Annotated in this window: 26 protein-coding genes and 1 pseudogene; 20 read left to right on the top strand and 7 right to left on the bottom strand. The window is 61.3% G+C overall.

The window, feature by feature from the left end:
- Window position 1: 1 nt before the first annotated feature.
- The 5 genes from P3R82_RS01790 to P3R82_RS01770 all read left to right on the top strand — a co-directional run bounded on the left by P3R82_RS01790 (window position 2) and on the right by P3R82_RS01770 (window position 3,251).
- Window positions 2-847, top strand: a complete 846-nt coding sequence (locus tag P3R82_RS01790) for a carbohydrate ABC transporter permease (protein ID WP_283192766.1) — start codon at window positions 2-4, stop codon at window positions 845-847.
- 54 nt (window positions 848-901) lie between these two features.
- On the top strand, window positions 902-1,438 hold the full coding sequence (locus tag P3R82_RS01785) for an alpha/beta fold hydrolase (RefSeq protein WP_283192765.1): 537 nt from the start codon (window positions 902-904) through the stop codon (window positions 1,436-1,438).
- A gap of 94 nt (window positions 1,439-1,532) precedes the next feature.
- Window positions 1,533-2,243 carry a GntR family transcriptional regulator gene (locus tag P3R82_RS01780; protein WP_283192764.1) on the top strand — a complete coding sequence of 237 codons (711 nt, stop codon included), beginning with the start codon at window positions 1,533-1,535 and terminating at the stop codon, window positions 2,241-2,243.
- Window positions 2,244-2,304: 61 nt separating this feature from the next.
- Complete coding sequence (locus P3R82_RS01775) at window positions 2,305-3,000, top strand: NAD(P)-dependent oxidoreductase (RefSeq protein ID WP_283192763.1); 696 nt, start codon at window positions 2,305-2,307, stop codon at window positions 2,998-3,000.
- A gap of 14 nt (window positions 3,001-3,014) precedes the next feature.
- The gene (locus P3R82_RS01770) at window positions 3,015-3,251 is read left to right on the top strand and encodes an NAD(P)-dependent oxidoreductase (protein ID WP_283192762.1); all 237 of its coding nucleotides are present in this window, start codon (window positions 3,015-3,017) and stop codon (window positions 3,249-3,251) included.
- Between the two features lie 70 nt (window positions 3,252-3,321).
- On the opposite strand, the gene P3R82_RS01765 is transcribed toward P3R82_RS01770, so the two are convergent.
- Window positions 3,322-4,389, bottom strand: a complete 1,068-nt coding sequence (locus P3R82_RS01765; protein ID WP_283192761.1) for a LacI family DNA-binding transcriptional regulator — start codon at window positions 4,387-4,389, stop codon at window positions 3,322-3,324.
- Between the two features lie 233 nt (window positions 4,390-4,622).
- Here P3R82_RS01765 and P3R82_RS01760 point away from each other — a divergent pair, with 233 nt between their 5' ends.
- The 7 genes from P3R82_RS01760 (at window position 4,623) to P3R82_RS01730 (ending at window position 12,715) form a co-directional block, all read left to right on the top strand.
- Window positions 4,623-5,576, top strand: a complete 954-nt coding sequence (locus P3R82_RS01760) for a sugar phosphate isomerase/epimerase (RefSeq protein WP_283192760.1) — start codon at window positions 4,623-4,625, stop codon at window positions 5,574-5,576.
- 53 nt (window positions 5,577-5,629) lie between these two features.
- Window positions 5,630-6,859, top strand: coding sequence for an ABC transporter substrate-binding protein (locus P3R82_RS01755; protein ID WP_283192759.1), 1,230 nt, complete (start codon window positions 5,630-5,632; stop codon window positions 6,857-6,859).
- Window positions 6,860-6,926: 67 nt separating this feature from the next.
- Window positions 6,927-7,823 (top strand): sugar ABC transporter permease, encoded by an 897-nt coding sequence (locus P3R82_RS01750; protein ID WP_283193480.1) that lies wholly within the window; start codon window positions 6,927-6,929, stop codon window positions 7,821-7,823.
- Entirely contained in the window at window positions 7,820-8,701 is an 882-nt protein-coding gene (locus P3R82_RS01745; RefSeq protein WP_283192758.1) for a carbohydrate ABC transporter permease, read from the top strand. Before P3R82_RS01750 ends, P3R82_RS01745 begins: the two co-directional genes overlap by 4 nt.
- A gap of 6 nt (window positions 8,702-8,707) precedes the next feature.
- Window positions 8,708-9,787 carry a sn-glycerol-3-phosphate ABC transporter ATP-binding protein UgpC gene (gene ugpC, locus P3R82_RS01740; RefSeq protein WP_283192757.1) on the top strand — a complete coding sequence of 360 codons (1,080 nt, stop codon included), beginning with the start codon at window positions 8,708-8,710 and terminating at the stop codon, window positions 9,785-9,787.
- A gap of 67 nt (window positions 9,788-9,854) precedes the next feature.
- Complete coding sequence (locus P3R82_RS01735; protein WP_283192756.1) at window positions 9,855-11,507, top strand: GMC family oxidoreductase; 1,653 nt, start codon at window positions 9,855-9,857, stop codon at window positions 11,505-11,507.
- A 173-nt stretch (window positions 11,508-11,680) separates the two neighbouring features.
- Window positions 11,681-12,715, top strand: coding sequence for an Ldh family oxidoreductase (locus P3R82_RS01730; protein ID WP_283192755.1), 1,035 nt, complete (start codon window positions 11,681-11,683; stop codon window positions 12,713-12,715).
- A 71-nt stretch (window positions 12,716-12,786) separates the two neighbouring features.
- Here P3R82_RS01730 and P3R82_RS01725 read toward each other — a convergent pair.
- Window positions 12,787-13,750: pseudogene (locus P3R82_RS01725) on the bottom strand (dihydrodipicolinate synthase family protein).
- 117 nt (window positions 13,751-13,867) lie between these two features.
- The gene (locus P3R82_RS01720; RefSeq protein WP_283193479.1) at window positions 13,868-14,569 is read right to left on the bottom strand and encodes a GntR family transcriptional regulator; all 702 of its coding nucleotides are present in this window, start codon (window positions 14,567-14,569) and stop codon (window positions 13,868-13,870) included.
- Window positions 14,570-14,773: 204 nt separating this feature from the next.
- Here P3R82_RS01720 and P3R82_RS01715 point away from each other — a divergent pair, with 204 nt between their 5' ends.
- From P3R82_RS01715 to P3R82_RS01700, 4 genes are all read left to right on the top strand, one after another.
- The gene (locus P3R82_RS01715) at window positions 14,774-15,154 is read left to right on the top strand and encodes a hypothetical protein (RefSeq protein ID WP_283193478.1); all 381 of its coding nucleotides are present in this window, start codon (window positions 14,774-14,776) and stop codon (window positions 15,152-15,154) included.
- Between the two features lie 140 nt (window positions 15,155-15,294).
- The gene (locus tag P3R82_RS01710; protein WP_283192754.1) at window positions 15,295-15,555 is read left to right on the top strand and encodes a DUF982 domain-containing protein; all 261 of its coding nucleotides are present in this window, start codon (window positions 15,295-15,297) and stop codon (window positions 15,553-15,555) included.
- Window positions 15,556-15,760: 205 nt separating this feature from the next.
- Window positions 15,761-16,114 (top strand): PAS domain-containing protein, encoded by a 354-nt coding sequence (locus P3R82_RS01705; protein ID WP_183900945.1) that lies wholly within the window; start codon window positions 15,761-15,763, stop codon window positions 16,112-16,114.
- Window positions 16,115-16,310: 196 nt separating this feature from the next.
- Window positions 16,311-17,048, top strand: a complete 738-nt coding sequence (locus tag P3R82_RS01700; protein ID WP_283192753.1) for a Crp/Fnr family transcriptional regulator — start codon at window positions 16,311-16,313, stop codon at window positions 17,046-17,048.
- Here P3R82_RS01700 and P3R82_RS01695 read toward each other — a convergent pair.
- The 3 genes from P3R82_RS01695 to P3R82_RS01685 form a co-directional block, all read right to left on the bottom strand.
- On the bottom strand, window positions 17,032-17,271 hold the full coding sequence (locus P3R82_RS01695) for a hypothetical protein (RefSeq protein ID WP_283192752.1): 240 nt from the start codon (window positions 17,269-17,271) through the stop codon (window positions 17,032-17,034). The two genes, P3R82_RS01700 and P3R82_RS01695, sit on opposite strands and share 17 nt — an antisense overlap.
- A 21-nt stretch (window positions 17,272-17,292) precedes the next feature.
- A complete protein-coding gene (locus P3R82_RS01690; protein WP_283192751.1) occupies window positions 17,293-18,024 on the bottom strand; it encodes a Crp/Fnr family transcriptional regulator in 732 nt (243 codons plus the stop codon).
- Window positions 18,025-18,117: 93 nt separating this feature from the next.
- On the bottom strand, window positions 18,118-18,507 hold the full coding sequence (locus tag P3R82_RS01685) for a response regulator (protein ID WP_283192750.1): 390 nt from the start codon (window positions 18,505-18,507) through the stop codon (window positions 18,118-18,120).
- Between the two features lie 191 nt (window positions 18,508-18,698).
- Here P3R82_RS01685 and P3R82_RS01680 point away from each other — a divergent pair, with 191 nt between their 5' ends.
- Complete coding sequence (locus tag P3R82_RS01680; protein WP_283192749.1) at window positions 18,699-19,202, top strand: sigma-70 family RNA polymerase sigma factor; 504 nt, start codon at window positions 18,699-18,701, stop codon at window positions 19,200-19,202.
- Window positions 19,203-19,397: 195 nt separating this feature from the next.
- Here the strand turns inward: P3R82_RS01680 and P3R82_RS01675 are convergent, their stop codons facing one another.
- Window positions 19,398-20,459 carry a D-TA family PLP-dependent enzyme gene (locus P3R82_RS01675; protein WP_283193477.1) on the bottom strand — a complete coding sequence of 354 codons (1,062 nt, stop codon included), beginning with the start codon at window positions 20,457-20,459 and terminating at the stop codon, window positions 19,398-19,400.
- Between the two features lie 206 nt (window positions 20,460-20,665).
- Between P3R82_RS01675 and P3R82_RS01670 the strand changes: the two genes are divergently transcribed.
- From P3R82_RS01670 to P3R82_RS01660, 3 genes are all read left to right on the top strand, one after another.
- Entirely contained in the window at window positions 20,666-21,508 is an 843-nt protein-coding gene (locus tag P3R82_RS01670) for a transporter substrate-binding domain-containing protein (RefSeq protein ID WP_183900952.1), read from the top strand.
- Between the two features lie 98 nt (window positions 21,509-21,606).
- Window positions 21,607-22,269: an amino acid ABC transporter permease gene (locus P3R82_RS01665; RefSeq protein ID WP_183900953.1), complete on the top strand. Its 663-nt coding sequence runs from the start codon at window positions 21,607-21,609 to the stop codon at window positions 22,267-22,269.
- A gap of 5 nt (window positions 22,270-22,274) precedes the next feature.
- Window positions 22,275-22,934, top strand: coding sequence for an amino acid ABC transporter permease (locus P3R82_RS01660; RefSeq protein WP_183900954.1), 660 nt, complete (start codon window positions 22,275-22,277; stop codon window positions 22,932-22,934).
- The last annotated feature ends 12 nt before the right edge of the window (window positions 22,935-22,946 follow it).

Genomic DNA, 22,946 nt, shown 5'->3' with positions numbered 1-22,946 from the left:
CATGAAGAAGCAACATCTCCGGCGTGGCGCCATGGTCGCCCTCATCATCGTCGTGATCCTATGCGGCTTCCTGGCGCCCTATGCCTGGATCGTCTCCTCGTCCTTCAAGAACCAGCTGACTCTGTTCAACGACGTCACGCCGCTCTCCTGGCGCGCCTTCCTGCCGGTCGAGGGAACGTTCGAGAACTATCGCACGCTGTTCGAGCGCACCAATGTGCTGACCGCGCTGATGAACACCGCGATCGTTGCCGGTGGCCAGGTGGCGCTGACGCTGCTGCTCTGCTCGATGGCGGCCTACTCGCTGACGCGCATCCGCTTTCCCGGCGCCAAGATCGTCTTCGTGCTGATCCTGCTCACTTTCCTTCTGCCGATCGAGGCGATGATGGTGCCGCTCTATCAGGTGGTTTCCGGTCTCGGCCTCTCCAACTCGCTGCTCGGTGTCATGATCCCCTGGATCGCCAGCCCATTCGGCCTTTTCCTCTTGAAGCAGGCGTTCGAGGAACTGCCGGTCGAACTCGAGGACGCCGCCCGCATCGACGGCGCCGGTCATGTGCGCATCTTCTTTTCCATCGTACTCCCGAACGTGAAGGTTCCGATGTTGACGCTCGGCCTCATCACATTCCTGTTCTCGTGGAACAGCTTCCTGTGGCCGCTCGTGATCATCCAGGACCCGGCGATCCAGGTCATCCAGGTGGCGATCGCCCAACAGGGTTCGCCGACGCAGCTGCCAAACTGGGGCGAAACCTTTGCCGGCGCAACTGTCGCGACCGTACCGCTCATCCTGCTCTTCCTGCTGCTGCAGAAGTATTTCACGCAGGGCATGACCACGAGCGGGATCAAAGGCTAGACCGTGAACGCATCGACCTTCAGCCCTGCCCCGTTTTCCACACTGGACGCCCCGATGGGCGGGCAGATCGGCTATCGCACGTTCGGCACCGAAGGCGATTGGCTGGTGTTGATCCACGGCTGGTGCGGCAATGCCGAGCATTGGAACGCGATCGCGCCCGAACTGGCGCGCGATTACCGCGTGCTGGCGGTCTCGCATCCCGGCTTCGGCGGGATGCTCCCGCCGCCGCCGGCTGGTCAGACAATCCGCGCGATGGGCACCGCTGTCGCGCATCTCCATCCGTCAACGGACGAGGCGATGCGCGAGGCAATTGCGGACGATATGATCGCCTCGGCTCCACCGACCTTCGCACTCGATGTGAAGGACGACCTCTTCGCATGGGACGCGGAAGAACGTTGGCCACTGGTCACTCGCCCCGCCGTGATACTCAATTCTACCTGGGTTGCAAGGCTGGCGGATCCCAAGCCGATGGCCTGTTTCAGCACCACTGATGTGATCGAATACGACTCCGGTCACTTCCCGATGATCGAAGCTCCCGTGATGATTGTGGAAAAGCTCCGAAGCTGCCTTGCCACACTCGTATACGCATAATCCACCCATTGAATGCACCGCAAAAAGAAAAGTATAAATGCCGCCAGCAAAATACAAATTGGCCATTCGCAGTTCCGCGAGAGGAGTGACCGCATTGGATCAGGATGACACGCGTCTGCCGGAGGCGGCAAACGGGATGCGCGCTCCGACCCGCGCCGGCGAGTTGCGTGAGCAGCTCGAGCAGATGATCCTGGACGGCAGGCTCGAACCCGGCGAACGGCTGGACGAGATGGAACTCGCGCGCCGCTTCGGTCTATCGCGCACTCCGGTGCGGGAAGCTATCAAGGCCCTGCTGGCGATCGGGCTCGTCGAGACACGCGGCCGCCAGGGCACTCACGTGGCATTGCTCTCCATCCCCGCATTGATCGAGATGTTCGACGTGATGTCCGCTCTTGAAGGCCTGTGTGCCCGCCTGGCCGCCCGCCGCGCGACGCCGGCCGAACGCGCCGGCATGCGCAAGGTGCACGAGGAACTGGTCGAAGCCTATAATTCCGGTGATCCGGTTGAGTTCTACAAGGTGAACCAGAAGTTCCACGACCAGCTCTATGAAGCGGCCCACACCCACTTCATCGCCGATCAGGCGATCCAGCTCCGGCGCCGCATCGGCGCTTACCGCATGCGCGCGACCTATCAGCCCGGGCGCATGCTGAGCACGCTGACCGAACACGTCCGCATCATGGACGCGATCGACGCCGGCGATCCGGAAGCAGCGCGCAAGGCTGCCAGTGATCACGTCCAGCTTCTCGGCGACCAGTTGACCGACTTCATATCGTCGCTGCCCGCGCATATGAGCCGCGCGCAGTAACACGCGAGAAATTCAGCCCATGCAGGGACCGCGCGGTAGCCGTCGCGCGGAGGAGGAACATATGCTCGCCGCATCGCATCCCGTCATCCTGAACCAGCTTGGACCAGAACTCGGCAAGGCGCTCGAAGTGCACCCTTCCAGACCGGTCGTGATAGAGGACGCCTTCCCACCGGAACCATGGAAGATCGCGCCGAAAGCCGATATTCTGGTGACAGGAGGCTTTGCCAGCTGGAAGCAGGCACCGCGCGACTGGCAGTTTCCGCAGCGGTTGAAGTGGGTGCAATCGCAAACGACAGGCATCGAGATCTACCCGCCGACCCTGCTGCAGGACCGGATCATGACCTGCGGGCGCGGGCTAAACGCACTGCCGATCGCCGAGTTCGTTTTCGCGGCGATGCTGCGCGTCGAGAAGCGGCTCGAAGAGACGTGCGCCCGCAGCGAGGCGGACTGGCGCCAGCACGACATTGGTCGCCTCTACGGCAAGACGCTGGGGCTCATCGGCTACGGAAGCATTGGCCAGGCGATCGCACGGCGGGCGCTTGCCTTCGACATGAATGTCATGGTCAACCGCCGCACGGCGTGGGAGGGCGATAGCGGCATCGTCGCGGCCGGGATCGACGAGATCTTCGCAACCGCCGACCACCTCGTCATCGCCGCGCCGCTGACGGCGGACACGCAAGGGATGGTCAATCGTCAGTTGCTCAGCTCCGCCAAGCCAGGATTGCACCTCATCAACATTTCCCCGGGGGCCTCGTAAATCAGGAAGCGCTCGTGGCGGCACTCGTCGGAGGTGAGATTAGCGCAGCCACGCTCGATGTCACGACGCCGGAACCGCTCCCCGACGCGCACCCGCTTTACACCTTGCCCAACGTCTTCATAAGCCCGCATATCTCCTGGGCGGGTGGCGATCAGGATCAGGCCTTCCGGTGCCGGTTGATGAAGGACCTTAACGCCTATCTGAAAGGTGAAGAGCTTGAAGCGCTGGTCGATCCCACGCGCGGTTACTGACCGGAACCGCTTTCATCAGCTCGATGAGCGTCTCTGCGATCGAATAGACGCGCCTACAATGCCTGATCATCTAGTTCGCGAGTGCGATGCTCTCGCGGCGGATGAAGCGGCTGGGGATCACGCTGCGCAGGTCCGAAACCACCTCGGACTTTTCCATCCTGGCGATCAACACTTCGGTGGCCGTCTCGCCGAGCGCGACCATCGGCTGTTCGATCGTCGACAGCGGCGGCGCGCAATATGCGCAGACCGGCGAGCCGTCGAACGAGACGATCGACAGGTCTTCGGGCACCCTCCAGCCCATCTTCTGTACGCGGCTCATGAACGAGATCGCCATGTCGTCACTGGTGGCCACGACCGCGGTCGGCTTTTCGGCAAGCCGCGCGAAATCCTCCGCGGCCCGCAATCCGGTTTCGAAGCCGAACTGATAGGTCAGTTCGCCGCCGGATCGCGTCACACTGTCTTCGGAAAGGCCCGCCTCCCGTACGGCCTCGACGAGCCCGGCATAGCGCTCGACGTCGTGATAGTTGCCCGATGGGCCGCAGATATAGAAGAAGCGGCGGTGTCCGAGGGCCAGGAGCTCGCGCGCGGCTTCCTTCACGGCCTGACGATCGTTGGTGATGACGCTCGGAACGGCCGTGTCGCTCATGTCGAGAAGAAGCGACACGATGGGCAGGCCGGCCTCGGCGAGCGAGCGGTTGGCGACGACCGGAAGCTGTGACGAGAGGATCAGCGCACCGCCCACCGTACCGCCGAAGGCCAGATCGAGGATATGCCGCTCGGAACTCTCGTCGCGGTCGAGGTTGGCGATCATCAGATTGTAGCCGTTGCGGATCACCGTGCGGTTCACCGCCTCCAGCACCTGCGGGATGATCTGCGAGGCGCCGTAATGCAGCGATCCCGGCAGAACGATCATGATCACGTTCGACTTGCCGACCCTCAGATTGCGGGCCGCCGCGTTTGGGGTATAGCCGAGTTCCTCGGCGGCGGCGGCGATGCGGGCGCGCGTCTTTTCGTTGACGCGGCCGGGGTTTGCCAGAGCCCGACTGACCGTCGAGATGGCGACGCCGGCCAGGCGCGCCACATCCGCCATCAGAGCGGACGATCCCTCTGTGGATGAATTGCTTTCATTTTTTTTCATTTATTCCATCCACTTAAACCCAGCGCCGGGCGAAGCCCCGCGCCTCCTGAAATCGTTATAGCAAACGTTTGCCAAAAAATCGAAGAAAGCCATTGCATCTTTTATCGGCTTGTCTAATATCGGTGCATGGCAAACGATTGCCAAGTGTCAAAGCGTTGAATTATCGAAATAAATTTCGCCGTGAAAGCCGTCTTTCGCGACGGGTTGCCTATGCTCATCGGAGGAATTGAACAATGGCGTCGAGTGAGAATCTGCGTTTCGGTGTGGATCTTGTTACCTTTTTCCATCCGGGATTCTGGGGCGTCGATAGCTACGACGCGATCATCGATCACGCCAAGTCCGAGCCGCGCAAGTTCTGGGACAAGATCCTCGACAGCATCCAGGCCTCGGGCGTCACCGGCGTCGAGCTGACGTTTTCGCCCTTCAACTGGCAGGACGCGATCAAGACCTACGGCTCGGTCGAAGGCTTCGGCGCTGAACTCTCCAGGCGCGGCCTGCAGCTCGCATCCGGCTTCTTCGCGGAACTCGAAGCATCGGGCGACTTCACCGAAGCGTCGGCGCAGGACGCCATCATCGCCAAGGCGGAACTTTACGCCGATTTCATCAAGGCCTGCGGCGGTGATGTCATGGTGATCGGCGCGCCGATGCGCCAGACCCCCGGCGCCGAACCCACCCGTTTCCGCGATTTCGAGCAGGCCAGGATCATCGCCGATTTCCTCAACCGGCTGGGCGCGATCCTCTACCGGAAGGGTATCAAGCTCGCCGTTCATACGGAAGCGCACTCGATCTTCGCCGCCGCCCGCGACGTCGATCTGCTGATGCTGTTGACCGACCCGACCTACGTCCACATGTGCCCGGACACCGCCCACATCATCCTCGAAGGCTCCGATCCGATCCAGCTCGTCGACCGCCACCACGAGCGCATGGTCATCGCGCACTGGAAGGACGCGATCGGCAAGATGCCTTCAGACACGCCGATTGGGGCCGATATCCACGAGCGCCATCGTCCCTACTTCTGCGGCTTCGGACTTGGCCGTGTCGACTGGCCGGCCTGGATCCGGTTGCTCCGCGACCGCCAGTTCAGCGGCTGGGCGATCCTCGAACTCGACGCCGCTCCCGATCCCGTCGGCGATATCGCCAATGGCCTGACCCTCGTGCGGCAGTCGCTGCTGCCGATCTATCGCTGACCAAACCTGTAACCAACGGCCCCGCGAAGAGGGTCTATTGAAGAGGTGGAACCATGAAGAAAATGACAATCCTGCTCGCCGGCACCATTCTGGTCGGCGCCGTCGGCCTTGCCCAGGCCGATGACAAACTGAAGGCCGAGGTCTTCACCTCGTGGACCTCGGGCGGCGAAGGCCGTGCCGTCGACGCGATCAAGAAGGAATTCGAAAAGCGCGGCGGCGTGTGGGAAAGCTCCACCGTGGCCGGCTTCGAAAACGCCAACGCCGCCTTCCAGAACCGCCTCGTTGCCGGCGACCCGCCGACGGCAAAGCAGGTCGTGGTCGGCAAGGACCCGGCCGAATTCATCGAGCAGGGCCTGATGAACCCGATCGACGACGTGGCCGCCGCGGGCAAGTGGAAGGACGTCCTTCCGAAGGCGCTCTACGACTATATCTCCTATGACGGCAAGGTTTACCTGACGCCAACGGGCATTCACGGCGAAAGCTGGATGTTCTATTCCAAGGACGCTTTCGCCAAGGCCGGCATCACCGAAGAGCCCAAGGACTGGGACGCCTTCTTCGCCGACATGGACAAGCTGAAGGCCGCCGGCCTGACGCCGATCGCCTGGGGTGGTCAGGCCTGGCAGGAGGTCAAGGTCTTCAACATGGTGCTCCTGTCGCAGGTCGGCATGGACGATTTCATGAAGATCTATGCCGACAAGGATCAGACTGCCCTGACGTCCGACGGCGTCAAGAAGGCGCTCGAGATCTTTGGAAAGCTGCGTAGCTACGTTGACGAAGGATCTCCGGGCCGCAACTGGAACGACGCAACCGCCATGGTCATCACCGGCAAGGCCGGCGTGCAGTTCATGGGTGACTGGGCAAAGGGCGAATTCACCGCCGCCGGCAAGGTCGCGGAGAAGGACTTCGGCTGCGCGCTGTCGCCGGCCTCCCCCGGCCTCCTCTACATCTCGGATGCCTTCGGCTACCTGAAGACCAACGATCCGAACCAGGACGCCGCACAGAAGCTCCTGGCCGAAGTCGTCATGGATCCCGCCGTTCAGGTCGACTTTTCGCTCAACAAGGGCTCTATCCCTGTGCGCACGGACGTCGACAAATCCAAGTTCGACGCCTGCACGCAGAAGGGCATGGCCTTCCTGGCAGACAGCAAGATCGTGCCCGAACACGCCATCACCACGACGCCGGAACAGGTCGGCGCCCTGACCGACTTCATCGGCGAATTCTGGGCAAACCCGTCCGCGGATATCGACGCGTCGGCAGCGCAATTCGCCGCGATCTTCGAGTAGGATCGGGCCGTTGCCGCCTGCGCCGCACCACCGGCGCGGGCGGCTTTTGAACCACTTTCGCAAAGACATTCAGATGAAACGCAAGAATAACCGCTCGAAGGCGGCGCTGATCGCGCTCATCCCGACCTGGGCCGCGGTGATCGTGGTCTATATCGGCACCATGGTCTGGTCGGTCACCCTCTCGTTCACGAATTCGCGGCTGTTCCCGTCGTGGAACTTCGTCGGCATGGAGCAGTATTCCAAGCTGTTCGCGACGGCGAAATGGCTTATCTCCTTCCAGAATCTGATCATCTTCGGCATTCTCTATGTCTTCGGCTGTCTGTTCCTCGGCTTCCTGCTGGCCGCCGCGCTCGATCGCAAGGTGCGCTTTGAAAGCGCCTTCCGTACGATCTTTCTCTATCCCTACGCCATGTCCTTCGTCGTCACCGGCCTGATCTGGCAGTGGATGATGAACCCGACGCTCGGCGTGCAGGCAAGTGTGCGCGCGCTCGGCTGGCAGAGCTTCACCTTCGACTGGATCATCAACCGCGACCTCGCGATCTATGCCGTGGTCATCGCGGCCCTGTGGCAGGGTGCCGGCCTCGTGATGATCCTGGTTCTCGCCGGCATGCGCGGGATCGATGGCGAACAGTGGCGCGCCGCGCGCATCGATGGCATCCCTGTGTGGCGGACTTATGTTTCCATCATCCTGCCGCAACTGACGCCGGCCTTCGCGGCCGCGGGCACGCTGCTCTCGATGGGCGTCATCAAGACCTACGATATCGTCGTGGCGCTGACCAATGGCGGTCCGGGGTCGGCCACCGAGGTGCCGGCGAAATTCATCATGGACAACCTGTTTCAGCGCCAGAACCTCGGCCTCGCGACGGCTGCGGCCACCGTTCTGCTGCTCACGGTCCTGATCATCATCGCGCCGTTCCGCTATGCCCAACACATCCGCGCCCGGCGCCAGGCAGGTACCCTATGACGACCCATCCCCGTGGCCCGAAGCCAACGCAGTTCACCGTCGCGCGCGTCGGCCTCTATGCCTTCCTGATCTCCGCCGCCCTGTTCTTCGCCGTGCCGCTCTACGTGATGATCGTCACCTCGCTGAAGACCATGGACGAGATCCGGCTCGGCCAGATCTTCGCGTTGCCGCTCCGTCTCGATTTCACCGCCTGGCAGACCGCCTGGTCCGGCGCCTGCGCCGGCAGCGAATGCGGCGGCGTGCGCATGGGCTTCTGGAACTCGATCAAGATCACCGTCCCGGCCGTCGCCATCTCCGTCTTCTTCGGCGCGATCAACGGCTATGCGCTGTCCTTCTGGCGCCCCAAGGGCGGCCGCGTGATGTTCGGCATGCTGATGGCCGGCGCGCTCGTTCCCTACCAGATCTTCCTCTATCCGCTGGTGCGCGGCATGGCCGTCATGGGCTTCTACAACAGCCTCGGCGGCATCATCCTCGTGCACGTACTCTTCGGCCTGCCCCTGGTGACGCTGCTTTTCCGCAACTACTTCGTGACGATCCCGGAAGAGCTCTTCAAGGCGGCTCGCGTCGATGGCGCCGGCTTCTGGCGGATCTTCATCGAGATCATGTTGCCGATGGCGCTTCCCATGATCGTTGTCGCCTCGATGTTCCAGTTCACCGGCATCTGGAACGACTTCCTGCTCGGCGTGGTCTTCGCCGGACGCGACAATCTTCCAATGACCGTACAGCTCAACAACATCGTCAACACGACGATGGGTGAGCGCAATTACAACGTCAACATGGCGGCCACCATCCTCACCGCCATCATTCCGCTTGCCATCTATTTCCTGTCCGGACGCTGGTTCGTGCGCGGGATCGCGGCCGGCGCCGTGAAGGGATAGAGCCGAATGCAATCCGCTGTTTCAATCAAGGACCTGAAGATCACCTATGGCGACCACACCGTCATAGAGAAGATGTCGCTGGATATCGCCGCCAGGGAATTCCTGGTCTTGCTCGGCCCCTCAGGTTGCGGCAAGTCCACGCTCCTAAACGCCATCGCCGGCCTTGCCGACATCACCGACGGCGAGATCTGGATCTCGGGCAACAACGTCACCTGGGACGAGCCCAAGGATCGCGGCATCGGCATGGTGTTCCAGTCCTACGCGCTCTATCCCCGCATGTCGGTGCGCAAGAACCTCTCCTTCGGCCTGCGCGTCGCCGGCCTGCCGAAAGCTGAGATCGATAGCCGCGTCGAGCGCGCGGCATCGCTGCTGCATCTCGAAAAGCTGCTCGATCGACGCCCCGCCGAGCTCTCCGGCGGCCAGCGCCAGCGCGTCGCGATCGGGCGCGCGCTGGTTCGTGAGGTTGATGTCTTCCTCTTCGACGAGCCGCTGTCGAACCTCGACGCCAAGCTGCGCAACGAGCTGCGCGTCGAGATCAAGAAGCTGCACCAGCAGCTCGGCAACACGATGATCTACGTCACCCACGACCAGGTGGAAGCGCTGACGCTCGCCGACCGTATCGCCATCATGAAGGAAGGCGTGATCCAACAGCTGGGCACGCCGGCGGAAATCTATCACCGCCCCGCCAACCTCTTCGTCGCCGGCTTCATCGGCGCGCCGGCGATGAATTTCATAAGCGGCAAGATCGAGCGCGAGGCTGACAGGCTCATCTTCAGGGCGGCGGATCTCGTGGTCGACATCTCCGGCTACGCCTTTGCCTCCGCGCCCAAGCCAGGCCCGGCGACCCTTGGCCTGCGTCCCGAACATCTCGCCATCCGCACGAAGGGCGAAAGTGCGGCGATCACCGCCAGCGTTTCGGTTATCGAGCCCATGGGCTCGGATACCGTCGTCTGGCTCACCTGGAACGACACGACGCTGTCGTTGCGGGTGATGGGCGATCTCGATCTCCAGCCGGGCGATAAGATCGGCCTCGGGCTCGATCTCTCCAAGGCATCGTTGTTCGGTGAGGACGCAAACCGTCTGTGAGCCCTCTTCGCGGCCGATAAAAAGGGCCGCGTCTCCATTTCATTGATGAAGTCAGGTTTTGAAAGACATGTCCGAGAAAATGTATGACGCGCTGGTAATCGGCTCCGGCGCAGCCGGGTCCTTTGCCGCCAAGGAACTGACGGCCAACGGTCTGTCGGTTCTTCTGCTCGAGGCCGGCCCCGAGATCGGCAAGAAGGATTTCAACCCATCCAGGAAGAAGCCGCCGGCAAGCGCCATCAACATCTGGGAGCGCGCGCGCGCCACCATCAAGGGCCAGCCGGTCCAGTCCCGCGCCGCGTTCTTCACCGAGCGTTTCAGCCGTTTCTTCGTCAACGACCGCAAGAACCCCTATACGACGCCGCGCGGTGAGCCCTTCCTTTGGATTCGCGGTCGCCAGGCCGGCGGCCGGTTGCACAGCTTCGGTCGCGTGCTGCTGCGCTGGACCGATGACGACTTCAAGATCAGCAGCCGCACCGGCCGTGGGGTCGATTGGCCGGTCTCCTATGACGAACTCGCGCCCTTCTATGCCGAGGCGGAAAGCCATCTGGGCCTCTACGGCAATGAGGACCATGTCCCAACGCTGCCGGACGGTGTCTATTCGCGTCCCGCCAAGCTGACGTCGGCCGAAGAGCTCTTCAAGAAGACCGTCGAAGGCGATGCGCCCGAACGGCATGTGGTCTCCTGGCGCTACATCGCGCCGGACGCAGAGCGCGTGCCTCGACCGCTGCGCGAGGCGATGGCGTCGGGCAAGCTCACCATCCGCTATGACGCCATCGTTCGCCGCGTCACCACCGACCCGCGGACCGGTCGCGCGACCGGCGCCGAGCTCATCGATCGCAACACGGGCAGCGTTCATACGGTCCGCGCGGAAAACGTCGTGCTTTGTGCGTCGCCAATCGAAAGCATCCGGCTGCTGCTGAACTCGGCTTCGGAGAGGCATCCGAACGGGCTCGGCAACAGCTCGGGCACGCTTGGCCGCTATTTCATGGATCAGCTGCCGTGCCTCGCCTTTGGCACTTTCCCGCCCGCCAAGGGCTGGTCGCATGACGACTCCGCTCCGCAGGACCCGTTCTACAATCCGTCGGGCGGCATCTTCGTGCCGCGGTTCGAGAACGTGGACGGCAAGCCGCAGCGCGGCGATTTCGCCTATCAGGGCAGCGTCGGCCGTGCGCCGGTGGGAGACAATGACGCCGCAAGCCTGGCGTTCTTCGGCTTCGGCATGATGCTTCCGCACGCCGACAACCGCATCACCCTGGATGCCCGCCGCAAGGACGCCTGGGGCATTCCGGTCCCGCATATCCGCTGCGTCATGCACGAGACGGAAAACGCGCTGATCCGCAAACAGGAGAAGACGCTGATCGACATGGTCGAGGGCGCCGGCGGCAAGCTCGACTTCATCGGTTCGCCTCTCGGTCTGAGGGAAATGGGCCGGGGCGCCTTCCCGGACGCCGACGCGCTGAGCCGCTTCCTGTTTCGCAAATGGTTCCGCAAGACCATGTGCATGGGGGCCGCGATCCACGAGAGCGGCGGCGCCCGCATGGGTACGTCGCCCGATAATTCCGTTCTCAACAGCTGGAACCAGAGCTGGGACGTTCCGAACCTCCTCGTCACCGATGCCAGCGCCTTTCCGGGCGGCGGAACGGCAGGCACGACGCTGACAGTCATGGCCCTGACGCTGCGCGCCTGCCGCAAGCTGGTTGATGACTACCGCAAGCAATAACGGGAAAGGGGCGACCTCGAAGCGCCAGCTGACGGGCCTCCCCTTCTTGATAATCATGGCGGCGTCATTGTGCGGTTGGCGCCTTGCTGCAATCTTGTCGACTTATTGTATTTTACATATTTCAAGTTCGAGATTATGAATGGCACTTTGATGCGACGATAAGGAACAGCGCCATGGAACAGGTCCAGATAAGCAAGAATGAACTGAATGACCGGGTCGTGGCCATTCTGCTCAAGGCCGGGCTCAGCGACTTCCAGGCGAAATCGGTTGCCGACGTCATTGTCGCTGGCGAGGCTGACGGATGCAAGTCGCATGGCATCTATCGGCTGGATGGTATCTTGCGCACGGTCAAGGCGGGCAAGGTAAACCCTGTGGCCGCAGCACATGTCATGAGTAGCGAGACCTCGGCGATCATCAAGGTCGACGCCGGCGGCGGTTTTGCCAACCCGGCTTTCGAACTCGGTTTGCCTCATCTTGTCGAGCGCGCGGCCAAGTTCGGCATTGCCGCGCTGGTCATCAACGATTGCACGCATTTTTCGGCGCTCTGGTGGGAAGTCGAAGCCCTCACCCGTGAAGGCCTGGCCTGCCTTGCCATGTGCCCGAGCTATGCGACCGTCGCGCCGACAGGTGGCAGCAAGCCGCTGCTCGGCACCAATCCCTTCGCCTTCGGCTGGCCGCGCAGCCAGGCCGTCCCCTATGTCTTCGACTTCGCGACCTCGGTCGCCGCGCGAGGAGAGATCGAGCTCCATCGCCGCGCCGGCAAGCCCCTTCCGGAAGGTTGGGCGATCGATGCCGATGGAAACCCGACGACGGAGCCGGAGGCAGCGCTGGCCGGTGCCATGCTGCCTTTCGGCGGCCACAAGGGCTCGTCGATCGGCACGATGATCGAACTTCTCGGCGGTATCATGATCGGCGATCTGACGAGCTCCGAAGCACTCGACTACCTCGGCACCACCACGCTTCTGCCGCTCCATGGCGAACTCGTCATAGCGATGTCTCCCCAGGCGTTCGCAGCCGGCCGCGCCGGCGACCCCTTCGCGCGCGCCGAAGTGCTGTTCGATGCCATTGCCGGCAGTGGCGCGCGACTGCCGTCGCAGCGCCGGTTCACGGCGCGCCAGAAGTCCGATGCCGAGGGGATCACGCTGACGGCTTCGGAAACAGAACATCTCGAGCGCCTGCTGGACAAGGGGCTCGACGCCGTCGCCTGACCGCGGCCTAAAGGCACAAACGAAAAAGGGCCCCGTTGGAGGCCCTTTTTTACTCGCGACTTTGTGTAAACCTACGCCTTGTAGGTCTGAACCGCGCCCGGCAGCTTGCTCCACTCGGCGTACCAGGTGTCGAACAGCTTCAGCTGGGCTTCGACGTAGCCGCGCTGGCTCTCCGAAAGCACGTCCGTTTCGTTGAAGTGCAGCGTGTATTCCCTGTCGCCCTTCAGAACCATCATGTGCTTGAAGAACAACACGAGTTCGGGGCCTTCATCGAAGGAAGAGAGAACCGCGAGAGCCGATTCCAGTTCCAGTGCGCGCTGGCGTGCCTCGCCATCGCCCTTGGCAGCGCCGTTCGCCAGATTGCACATGTGAAGCACTTCCTTGGGAAGCACGCAACCGATACCCGTGATCGCGCCGGTTGCGCCGCAGTTGACGAAGCCGTGGAATACGGCCGTATCGACGCCGATCATCAGCGACACGTCATCGTCGCGGCTGGTGATGTTCTCGGCTGCATAGCGCATATCGGCGGCGCCGCCGGAATTCCTTGAAGCCGACCAGGTTCTTGTGCTCTTCGCGAAGCGCGAAGAACAGGTCGGCGCGCGTGGCAAAGCCGTAATAGGGGCTGTTATAGATGACGGCCGGCAGGTCCGGGGCCGCCGAAAGGATCGCCTTGAAGTGGTTCTTCTGGGCGGCGACGACGGAGCCGCGCGACAGCACGCGCGGGATGACCATCAGGCCCTGAGCGCCGATCTTCTGGGCGTGGGCGGCATGTGCAACCGCGGAAGCCGTATTCACGGCACCTGTGCCGACGATAACAGGAATACCGGCCTTGACCAGCCGTTCGACGCCCTCCATGCGCTGCGCGTCCGTCAGCAACGGCCAGTCGCCCATGGAGCCGCAATAGACGACGGCGGACATGCCCGTGGCGATGAGCTGCTTGGCCTTGCGCACCAGCGCGTCAAAATCGGGCGTGCGATCGTCCTTGCAGGGCGTCATCAACGCGGGGATCACACCGGAAAAAATGCTGGCCTTCATGTCGCTCTCCATGGTCGGTTTACCGGGTCATCAACCGTACGTCTCGCGCACGCTACCCTTGGTGAAAAGGAGTATCATTTAAAATACTTCTTGTCGACAAGGAAAATGCATCGCCCGTCAGAGCGCGATGTCCAGCTTCTGATTGCGCGCGAACATGCGCTGGACCTGCTCGACGATCTGCTCACCATGTATCTTTCCCAAACGGTCCGCGGCCTCCAGGTCACGCCCCTCGATGGCGGCGATGATCTCGTCGTGCTCGTCCACGAAGCGTTGCGGAAACTGCTCCTCGTAGGAATTGTAATAGAGCCGCAATATGCGTCGTCCCTCGTCCAGCAGCCGCCGAAAGAGCCCGGTGAAATAAGGGTTTCGCCCGGCTTCGGCGATCGCCGTGTGAAAGGCCGCGTTGACCGCGATCATCTCGCGCAGATCCCTGGCCTCGACCGTTGCCGCATACTGGTGGTGCAGTTGACGGATCGCGACGAGGTCGGCCGCGTTGTGGTTCTGCGCCGCCAGCCTGGTCGTCACACGGTACATCAGGACAAGCGCGTCGAAATAGGTGTTGAGGTTCAGGAGATCGATGTTTGACACCAGCGTGGAGCGGTTCGGAAGCGTTTCTATCAGCCCCTCGCCGGCCAGCCTGACAAGCGCCTCGCGGATCGGCGTTCGCGACATCTGGAAGCGCTCCGCGAGCAGAACCTCGTCCACCGGGCTGCCGGGCGCAAGCTTCAAGTCGAGGATCTCGTCGCGCAAAATGTCGTAGACGAGCTTCACGCCCGAACCGCGGCGGCGCTCTACTACATCCTTGGTGGCCTGTTCGATCATGGCAGATCCCCGAATATCAAAGTCGAAGCTTACTATAGCCGAAAAGCGAAATTGAACAGACGTGGTCAAGCACGCTTCGACTGGCCATCCGGGCAATGGCTTGGATTGGACGGAATGGATCCGAATGAGCACAGGCCCGCCACCATTTGCTTTTGCGCTCGCCGCGCTACCTCCATCGGCATGAACATTGGAGGAAATCCCTTGCGTAAACCGATCATACTCTTCGCATTTGCCCTATTCGCCCTGCCCGCAACCGCCGTTGCACAATCACCTGACCTCGAAGAGACCTGCAAATCCGTCGCCAAGAGCTTCTTCATGAGCGATCAGCTCGCCATTGGCACCGTGCAGTCCTTTCCCGAGTTGAAGCCGCCGGGTGTTCGCATGACCTACTCGACAAGACAGGGCACGGCGCCTGCCGAGATGACCGATATATTCGAGTGCCAGTTCGACAAGACGGACAAGCCGCGCAACCTGGCCCGGTTCTGTGTGTCGAGCACATGCTATTTTCCGACCGTTGACGACGCGGACCGCAAGCGCCGCTTCGAGGAAATGCGCATACTTCTCAGCCGCTCCGAAAAGTAAGGGTCACCTGATCCCTTGCATCGCCGGCAGGTGATCAAGAAAGACGAGCTTGATCGGGAACTCCGCCGCTCGATCTCCGTTCGGTGTCCAGGCGACGGACGTCGCGTGAGGGCGATATCGTCCCGGATTGGACTTGCAACATGACGATCGAACCAAGCCGACCGTTGGTACCTCAGTGGGCCGCGCCGATTTCGGTGCGGATAGGCAACGGTCACTCCGAACTCATTCATGGACCCGACGAGGCATTGTATTACTTCCGTCACCGCTGGCCACTGACGGATTCGCTCGCGCTCGACACGGCGCGACGACGCTGCCTTGAGGCCCGTGGCTTCGACATACCATGCGAGACAGCGAAAGATGCAGTCATTGCCGCCGCGATCGAAGCGAAGATCCTTGCCTGATTTCGCAGCTTTGACGGATGCTCGTTGAGGCGGTTTGCGGTCGCTGCCCTGAACGATCATTTACCGAGAGCTAAATTCGCGATCAAAAATGTACGTTTCATGACAGTCGCTGGCAAAGCACGGCGACTTGCTCCAGATATCCGCCTAAGCACCTTGGGTTGAGTGGGTCGTTTGCGGGGTGCCAACGCGAAAGGCGCTTCATACGATGAATTCCACCGAAACGACGGATGAGCCCGGCATCTGGACCTGGTGCCTGGAAAGAAATGTTCTCTACGCGGATACCGCCCTTGCCGGGCTTTTCGGCCTTGACGCGGACGAAACGCTGGTTGGCCTGCCTGTCGACCGATATGTGGAGCGTATTCACCCCGACGACAGAGGCCGTGTCGCCAAGGCCATGTCGGAGGCGGTCATCGGCGGCATGCCCTACTTCGAGGAGTATCGCGTCAAGGACGGTTTTGGCGAAACAAGGCACGTGATCGCGCTCGGTCGATGCTTCCGAGACAGATCCGGAAATCCTGTTCATTATGCCGGAATAACCTATCCGCTAGACGCCCTCTGAGACCGCCGCGACGAGCGGCGCCAGACGCATCCTCCGCTATCAACATGACAGAGCAAATTCCGTAGAAGCAATGGCTTAGCACCCACGTCCAAGCAATTGTCGAAACCGCACAGACGCGTTAACGCTATGGAATAGCCAAGCCTTTCCCGCCTATTGTCGGCGCCGGGTCCGATGGATCGGCGACTCGGGGATGGCAATGGCAGGCTTTGACATGACGGATATCAGGAACAGGATCTTACGCGCCCTTCCTGAAAACAGCCTGTCTGCCCTGATCCCGCACTTGAAGGCGGTGGAACTGCCCTCGCGAAAAGTCCTGGTGCAGATCAACGAGCGGCCGCTGCATGCCTATTTCATCGAAAGCGGCCTGGCATCGATGATCGCGATGAGCACGGACGGCGAAAGCGTCGAGGTCGGTCATATCGGCTTCGAGGGCATGTCCGCCGCCCACATCGTGCTGGGAGCGGACACGACGCCGAACCGGACGTTCATGCAGGTCGCCGGATATGGGTACGCCCTGCCGATAAACCGATTGCGGCAGGCCGCCGACGGCGATGCGCTGCTTCTGGAGCTGTTGTTGCGCTACAACCATTATGCCGCGTTGCAGCTCGCCAATTCCGCCCTGGCCAACGCCCGTTACAGCATCAACGAGAGGCTTTCGCGCTGGCTGCTGATGGTGCACGACCGGCTGCGGTGTGACGATCTTCCGCTCACCCACGAGTTCCTGGCGCTGATGCTTGGCGTACGTCGTTCCGGCATCACCAACGAACTGCATATTCTCGAGGGCATACACGCCATCAGGGCTACCCGCGGAAACGTTCGCATTCTCAGCCGGCAGAAGCTTGAAGCGATAGCGGCGGGCAGCTACGGCACGCCGGAGCAGATCTACGAGGATCTGTTTCGCAAACCATTGAGCGGACCTATTCCGCCTCGCTGATCGCTTGGCGAAACGGAACCGTCAGCACGATTTTACCGTCGGCGTCGCGCACCTCGATCGATCTCGATGATATATCGCGCCCTTGCCGGATGGCATGCGCCATCAGGTCTCGCGCGTTGGCGATCGCTTCGGCAGTCGCGGCTCCAAGATCTGCGCAGTCAGTACCCTCCAGATCCTCGATCTTGCTCTTCTGGCCGACGACATGGAAGTAGTAGAGTGACATCAGCGTGATCCGATCGGGAGGCTACATGACGGGCTCGTCGACCGCGACGAGACGCGCATACTCGCGTTCCGACAATCCATAGCTATCGCCGGCGATTTGCATCAACTTGCCTCGGTCGAGGATCCGGATGTTGCCGCGCGTGGCCTTGATCGCGTGAAGGCCTTCGGCGATATGCAACTGGTCGGTCACGCCGGAGCGCCGGACGCCAAGCATCAGCGCCAGGAATTCGTGCGTCAGCGGGAGATCGTCGGAATCGACCCGGTCGTGCGACATCAGCAGCCAGCGCGCCAGCCGCGCCGGTACGTCATAGCGGGCATTTGCCAGTGCCGATTGGGCGACCTGGATCGACAGGTACTGCATGAAGCGCAGGAAAAGATCGAGTGCATCCTCGTTCGTAGCGAGAGCCTTGTTGAACACCACGACGGGAATTCTGATCCCCTCTCCCGCCACCTGCATGTAGGTGCTGGTCGGTGTGCGATCGGCCTTGAGGATGACGTGCCCGCCGGCCATCGCCTCCCTGCCAAGATGTCCAACCTCGACGCTCTGCCCGCTTTCGCTTTTGGCCACGACCGATGCGATGCCGGACTCAACGAAATACACGAACTCGGTGCGGCGATTGGGTGTGATCAGGGAGTGGCGCAAAGGCAAATCCATGCGCTCCATATGCGGTTGCAGCGTCCGATAGGCCGCCTCGGGAAGTCGCTTGAGAAGGTGGTTCGTCACCTTCAAGCGGTCGATCGTCATGAATGACATGCCGGCTCCTCCGCGAACTTTTCGACTGAACTCAACCCACGACAACAGCCAAAGTTCCCGGAAAGCACCGTGACACCATGAGGTGGATACGAGCTAGCGGATGATCGCCGGCTCGGCGAGGCCGCAGGCACGCGTGATCGCCATCGCAAGCATTCTTTGATCCGCCGGCTTTGTAAGCCACTCGCAGGCCTTGAGCATGTCGTTGTCTGCGTCGGGATCCGGCGAACGACCAGAATAGACCACTGTGGGGACAGTTAGGTCGGCGAGAGTGCGGATGAGCTCGTCGGCGACCTCACCTTTCAAGTGATAGTCGACGATGGCGATAGCGGGTGCCACGGACTTTAGCCAGGACATAGCCGCATCGATCTTGGAAAAGGTCACGACCTCGTCATATCCAAGTTCTTGCAGCGTCTCCTCAAGTTCAAGCACGATAAACAGGTCGTCCTCGACGATCAACGCGGTCTTCTTGTCTTGCGCGTTCATCGGGATGAACTGTAGCGCCTGGCATGAGTTACAATCGCAGCAGGCTTCAAGGTACGGTTCCGCACAGTGATCGGTTGTAGAAAGGCAGCGCCGTCCGAAACGCTGCGCACCATTGTCGAAACCGTACGGAGAAGCGGCAAAACGGAACAAAGCCGTGCCGGCGCGCTTCCTTTCCCATTGGAGGACGCGACATGATCTATCAGCAGATGACGAATTCCTTCGAGGAGGATGTCGTCGACCTCATCCCCGCATTGAATTCCTTCGCCAGGACATTCCACCGCAGCCAGACCGATGTCGATGATCTCGTTCAGGAAACATTGACGAGGGCCCTTGGCAACATCGACAAATTTCGCCCCGGCTCCAATCTCAAGTCGTGGCTTTTCACGATCATGCGCAACCTGTTCTGCTCGCGCTTCCGGATCGGCAAGCGCGAGATGGTCGGATTGGAGGAGTGCGTTTCGGACGCCGGCAGCGTGGCCGCCGATCAGGAATGGCGGATACGGGGCCACGAACTGGAGCGCGCCTGCGGCGGGCTCAAAGAGCCCTTCAAATCCGCTTTCGAATTCGTCTTCATCGACGGCCGTACCTATGAAGAGGCCGCCGAGCACTTTCACTGCGCTACCGGTACCGTCAAAAGCCGCGTCAACCGCGCCCGCCAGCGCATCGCCGCGGAGTGCGGAGAGGCAGTAGCTTAGGCACCAGCGACACTACAGCGGCTGCAGTTCCAGAGATCGGCGGATCGGATATCAAAGATGGCGACGAGCACTCTTGTCGCTTCTAACCCTCTCATCCTGGCTTCCGTCACCCTGCACGCTATACGCTGGACGTTCTCAACCCGGACCGTTGTCCTTCCCGTGTCTGCAAGGCATCGATCTGCTTGCCTTTCCACATCAAACCAAGCGGCCGCGCGCTGCAACAGTCCAGCGTTCCGGCGCCACACTGCCTTCGTCGACTACAAGAATTTCGTCGACCATGTTGGTGACCACGCAAGCATGATTGGGCACGATCCTGACCTTGTCACCGACCGAAAGGCCGATTGGGCCGGTGCTGACAAGCCTTCCATGCTCTTCCGAAAGCTGATCGATAGCGATGTCGTCACGACCGAGCACGTGGCCATAACCGGCAAGGCCGAGAAGATCGGAGGTCAGTGTTTTGGAACCCGCGTCGATCACCGCACGATCCACCGCCGGAACGGAGATGACGGTCGCGACCACCGTCAGCGCGCAATCTTCCCAACCGCAGGCGCCGCGTGAGACGAGCGAGCGGTCATTATAGACATAAGTACCTGGCCTGTATTCGGTCGTGACGGGCGCATCGGCCGCATGCATCATCGACGGTGTTCCACCCGAGGTGACGACCGGCACGGAGATTCCATTTTCCTCGATGCCCGCCTTGGCTTCCCTCATGAACGCCTCCACTGCCGCTTCGGCGCCGATCGGCGGATAGGTCATGAGGCCGCCAAACACGAGGCCCGGCATTCCGGCTATGAGCTTCGCCAGCGAAACGGCTTCATGGGGTGAAGCCACGCCGCAGCGGTTTGCCCCGGTATTGCACTCGACGAGAACCGCAAGCGGCGCGCGCGAATCCTTGAAGGCGGCGGAGAGCCCCTCGACGACCGTGCGGCTGTCCGCGACGACCGACAAATTCACCCTCTCCGACAGCGCCCGCAGGCGCTGCAGCTTGGCTTTCCCGACAATATTATAGGTGATGAGGACGTCGGTTATGGCTTTGCTGCCCTGCACCATGGCCTCGGCCTCGGATACCTTCTGGCAGGTGATCCCGCACGCCCCTGCCTGCAGCTGCATCTCCGCGATCGCGGGTATCTTGTGTGTCTTGATATGAGGGCGCACCCGCAGCTTGTGGGAATCCGCATACTGCTGAAAACGTTCAATATTCTTTCTTGCCACGACCAAATCGACCAGCACTGCCGGCGTATCGATTTCAGTCAGAATGGCGGCTTCAATTGGCACCGGATTACCCTCGATGAAAAAATGCTGCACTGCCGAAAAAACAGTCAGCGGCGTGAACTGCGTATTTTTTAGCTGCCTCTATTGACAATTCATTGCCGATCGAGCTTTCTATGTCAATCCAATAAAGCAGACACATGTCCGGTATATTGGACATCAGGTCACCGTACTTGTCAAAAAAGGGGAATGTCATGACAGTTTCTTTCCGCGCCAGCCTTGTTGCACTGGCTGCAGCCACGCTTCTTTCCACGCCGGTGCTCGCCGCCGACGGCAGCAAACTCGATGAGGTGCTGGCTCGCGGCAAGCTCATCGTTGGCACGGGCAGCACCAACGCCCCGTGGCACTTCAAGAGCGCCGACGACAAGCTTCAGGGCTTCGATGTCGACATGGGTCGCATCATCGCCAAGGCCCTGTTCGGCGATGCGGAAAAGATCGAATACGTCAATCAGTCGTCCGATGCCCGCATCCCGAACATCACGACCGACAAGGTTGACATCACCTGCCAGTTCATGACCGTCACCGGCGAACGCGCCCAGCAGGTCAACTTCACCATTCCCTACTATCGCGAAGGCGTGGGCCTTATGTTGAAGGCTGACGGCAAGTATGCCGACTATGCCGCGCTCAAGGCCGCAGGATCGTCCGTCACGATCTCGGTCCTCCAGAACGTCTACGCGGAAGCCATGGTCCGTGCGGCCCTTCCCGAGGCGACCGTCGATCAGTATGATTCCGTCGACCTGATCTACCAGGCGCTCGAATCCGGACGCGCCGATGCGGTCGCCACCGACCAGTCCTCGCTTGCATGGTACATGACGCAGAACCCAGGCCGCTACAAGGACGGCGGCTATGGCTGGAACCCCCAGAGCTATGCCTGCGCGGTAAAGCGTGGAGATCAGGATTGGCTGAACTTTGTCAATACAGCCCTGCATGAAGCCATGACCGGCGTCGAATTCGACACCTATGCCAAGTCCTACAAGACCTGGTTCGGCAAGGACCTGACCCCGCCGCAGATCGGCTTCCCGGTCGAGTTCAAGTAAGTCGAATACACTTATTCATGCACGTCCGATGACGATGCGGAGCGGGATCTCATCCTGCTCCGCTAGCCATCCGTTTCGCCTGCCGGAAGGCCGATCCGATGAATTACACGCTGAATTTCGCCGCCGTATGGCGCAACTTTGACGGACTGATAAACGGCCTGGTGCTGAGCCTCGGTCTGGCCGTCGTCTCCATCCTGATCGGCGCAGTGATTGGCCTCGTCGTGGCCTTCGCATTGATGTCGAAAAACCCTGTGGCGGCGATGCCCGCGCGTCTTTACGTAACGATCATCCGCAATCTGCCGATCCTCGTCCTGGTCCTCTTCGCCTATTTCGCCTTGCCGCAGATGGGCGTCAGGCTCGACAAGATAAAGAGTTTCGTACTCGTCCTTTCGATCTACTCCGGTGCCTATCTTGCCGAAGTTTTCCGCGCCGGTCTCCTGTCGATCCCACGCGGACTGACCGAGGCGGGCCTTGCGATCGGGCTGACATCCACGCAGATCCGCAAGTCGATCATTGCGCCGCTGATGTTCCGCAACGTACTGCCCTCCCTGTCATCCACGGTTATCTCCCTCTTCAAGGATACGTCGCTGGCCGCCGCCATCGCGGTGCCGGAACTGACCTTCGCCGCACGAAAGATCAACGTCGAAAGCTTCCGCGTCATCGAGACCTGGATGGTCACGTCGGCGATCTATATCGCAACCTGTTTCCTCATCGCCTTCGGCATGCGCTTCATCGAGCGTCGCCTGGCCCTGCCGAGGTAATCCCGATGTCCCAGTCCTTCCTCGACCAGCTCTGGATAGCTCGCTTCGTCATTTTGAACGGGCTTGGCATGACGGTCTCCATTTCGATCCTCTCCATCATCGCGGGTTCGGTTCTCGGAATTTTCGTGGGCCTTGCGCTCGCCTATGGCAAGTGGCCGCTGCGCCTTGTCGTGCGCGCCTATACCGACATCATCCGAGGGACGCCGGTCCTAGTTCTGGTTCTCGCGAGCTATTACATCTCGGCTGCGGCGGGACTTGACTTGAAGCCCTTCTCGGCCGGCGTACTGGCGCTGGCAATCTTCTGCTCGTCGCATGTGGGTGAAATCGTCCGAGGCGCGCTTCAGGCCATTTCAAAGGGCCAGACCGAGGCCGCCAAAGCGATCGGCCTCACCTTCGGACAGACGTTCACTTCCGTGCTGTGGCCGCAGGCAATGCGCCAATGCCTACCCGCCTGGGTCAACACCGCCGCGGAAATGGTCAAAGCCTCCACCCTGCTTTCGGTGATCGGCGTCGCGGAATTGCTGCTGCGAACGCAGGAGATCATCTCGCGCAATTTCATGAGCCTCCAGTTCTACTTCCTGGCCGGAGCGCTCTACTTCGTTGTCAACTTCGCGATCGAGCGCTTCGGCAAGTATGTCGAGCGCAAGACTGCCCTGCCATCCTGAGGAGGCCGAGCC

Origin of the sequence: Rhizobium sp. AN80A, from assembly GCF_030053015.1 — a bacterium.
Classification (GTDB): Bacteria; Pseudomonadota; Alphaproteobacteria; order Rhizobiales; family Rhizobiaceae; genus Rhizobium; species Rhizobium metallidurans.
The sequence above is the reverse complement of the archived record's forward strand: the minus strand, read 5'-3'. Positions and strand labels throughout refer to the sequence as shown.

Bases quoted from the DNA above. Each gene is read 5' to 3' on its own strand.
- P3R82_RS01790 (WP_283192766.1), top strand. From the start codon at position 2: ATGAAGAAGCAACATCTCCGGCGTGGCGCCATGGTCGCCCTCATCATC.
- P3R82_RS01785 (WP_283192765.1), top strand. From the start codon at position 902: ATGGGCGGGCAGATCGGCTATCGCACGTTCGGCACCGAAGGCGATTGG.
- P3R82_RS01775 (WP_283192763.1), top strand. From the start codon at position 2,305: ATGCTCGCCGCATCGCATCCCGTCATCCTGAACCAGCTTGGACCAGAA.
- P3R82_RS01765 (WP_283192761.1), bottom strand. From the start codon at position 4,389: ATGAAAAAAAATGAAAGCAATTCATCCACAGAGGGATCGTCCGCTCTG.
- P3R82_RS01760 (WP_283192760.1), top strand. From the start codon at position 4,623: ATGGCGTCGAGTGAGAATCTGCGTTTCGGTGTGGATCTTGTTACCTTT.
- P3R82_RS01755 (WP_283192759.1), top strand. From the start codon at position 5,630: ATGAAGAAAATGACAATCCTGCTCGCCGGCACCATTCTGGTCGGCGCC.
- P3R82_RS01745 (WP_283192758.1), top strand. From the start codon at position 7,820: ATGACGACCCATCCCCGTGGCCCGAAGCCAACGCAGTTCACCGTCGCG.
- ugpC (WP_283192757.1), top strand. From the start codon at position 8,708: ATGCAATCCGCTGTTTCAATCAAGGACCTGAAGATCACCTATGGCGAC.
- P3R82_RS01735 (WP_283192756.1), top strand. From the start codon at position 9,855: ATGTCCGAGAAAATGTATGACGCGCTGGTAATCGGCTCCGGCGCAGCC.
- P3R82_RS01730 (WP_283192755.1), top strand. From the start codon at position 11,681: ATGGAACAGGTCCAGATAAGCAAGAATGAACTGAATGACCGGGTCGTG.
- P3R82_RS01710 (WP_283192754.1), top strand. From the start codon at position 15,295: ATGACGATCGAACCAAGCCGACCGTTGGTACCTCAGTGGGCCGCGCCG.
- P3R82_RS01705 (WP_183900945.1), top strand. From the start codon at position 15,761: ATGAATTCCACCGAAACGACGGATGAGCCCGGCATCTGGACCTGGTGC.
- P3R82_RS01700 (WP_283192753.1), top strand. From the start codon at position 16,311: ATGGCAGGCTTTGACATGACGGATATCAGGAACAGGATCTTACGCGCC.
- P3R82_RS01695 (WP_283192752.1), bottom strand. From the start codon at position 17,271: ATGTCACTCTACTACTTCCATGTCGTCGGCCAGAAGAGCAAGATCGAG.
- P3R82_RS01690 (WP_283192751.1), bottom strand. From the start codon at position 18,024: ATGTCATTCATGACGATCGACCGCTTGAAGGTGACGAACCACCTTCTC.
- P3R82_RS01685 (WP_283192750.1), bottom strand. From the start codon at position 18,507: ATGAACGCGCAAGACAAGAAGACCGCGTTGATCGTCGAGGACGACCTG.
- P3R82_RS01680 (WP_283192749.1), top strand. From the start codon at position 18,699: ATGATCTATCAGCAGATGACGAATTCCTTCGAGGAGGATGTCGTCGAC.
- P3R82_RS01670 (WP_183900952.1), top strand. From the start codon at position 20,666: ATGACAGTTTCTTTCCGCGCCAGCCTTGTTGCACTGGCTGCAGCCACG.
- P3R82_RS01665 (WP_183900953.1), top strand. From the start codon at position 21,607: ATGAATTACACGCTGAATTTCGCCGCCGTATGGCGCAACTTTGACGGA.
- P3R82_RS01660 (WP_183900954.1), top strand. From the start codon at position 22,275: ATGTCCCAGTCCTTCCTCGACCAGCTCTGGATAGCTCGCTTCGTCATT.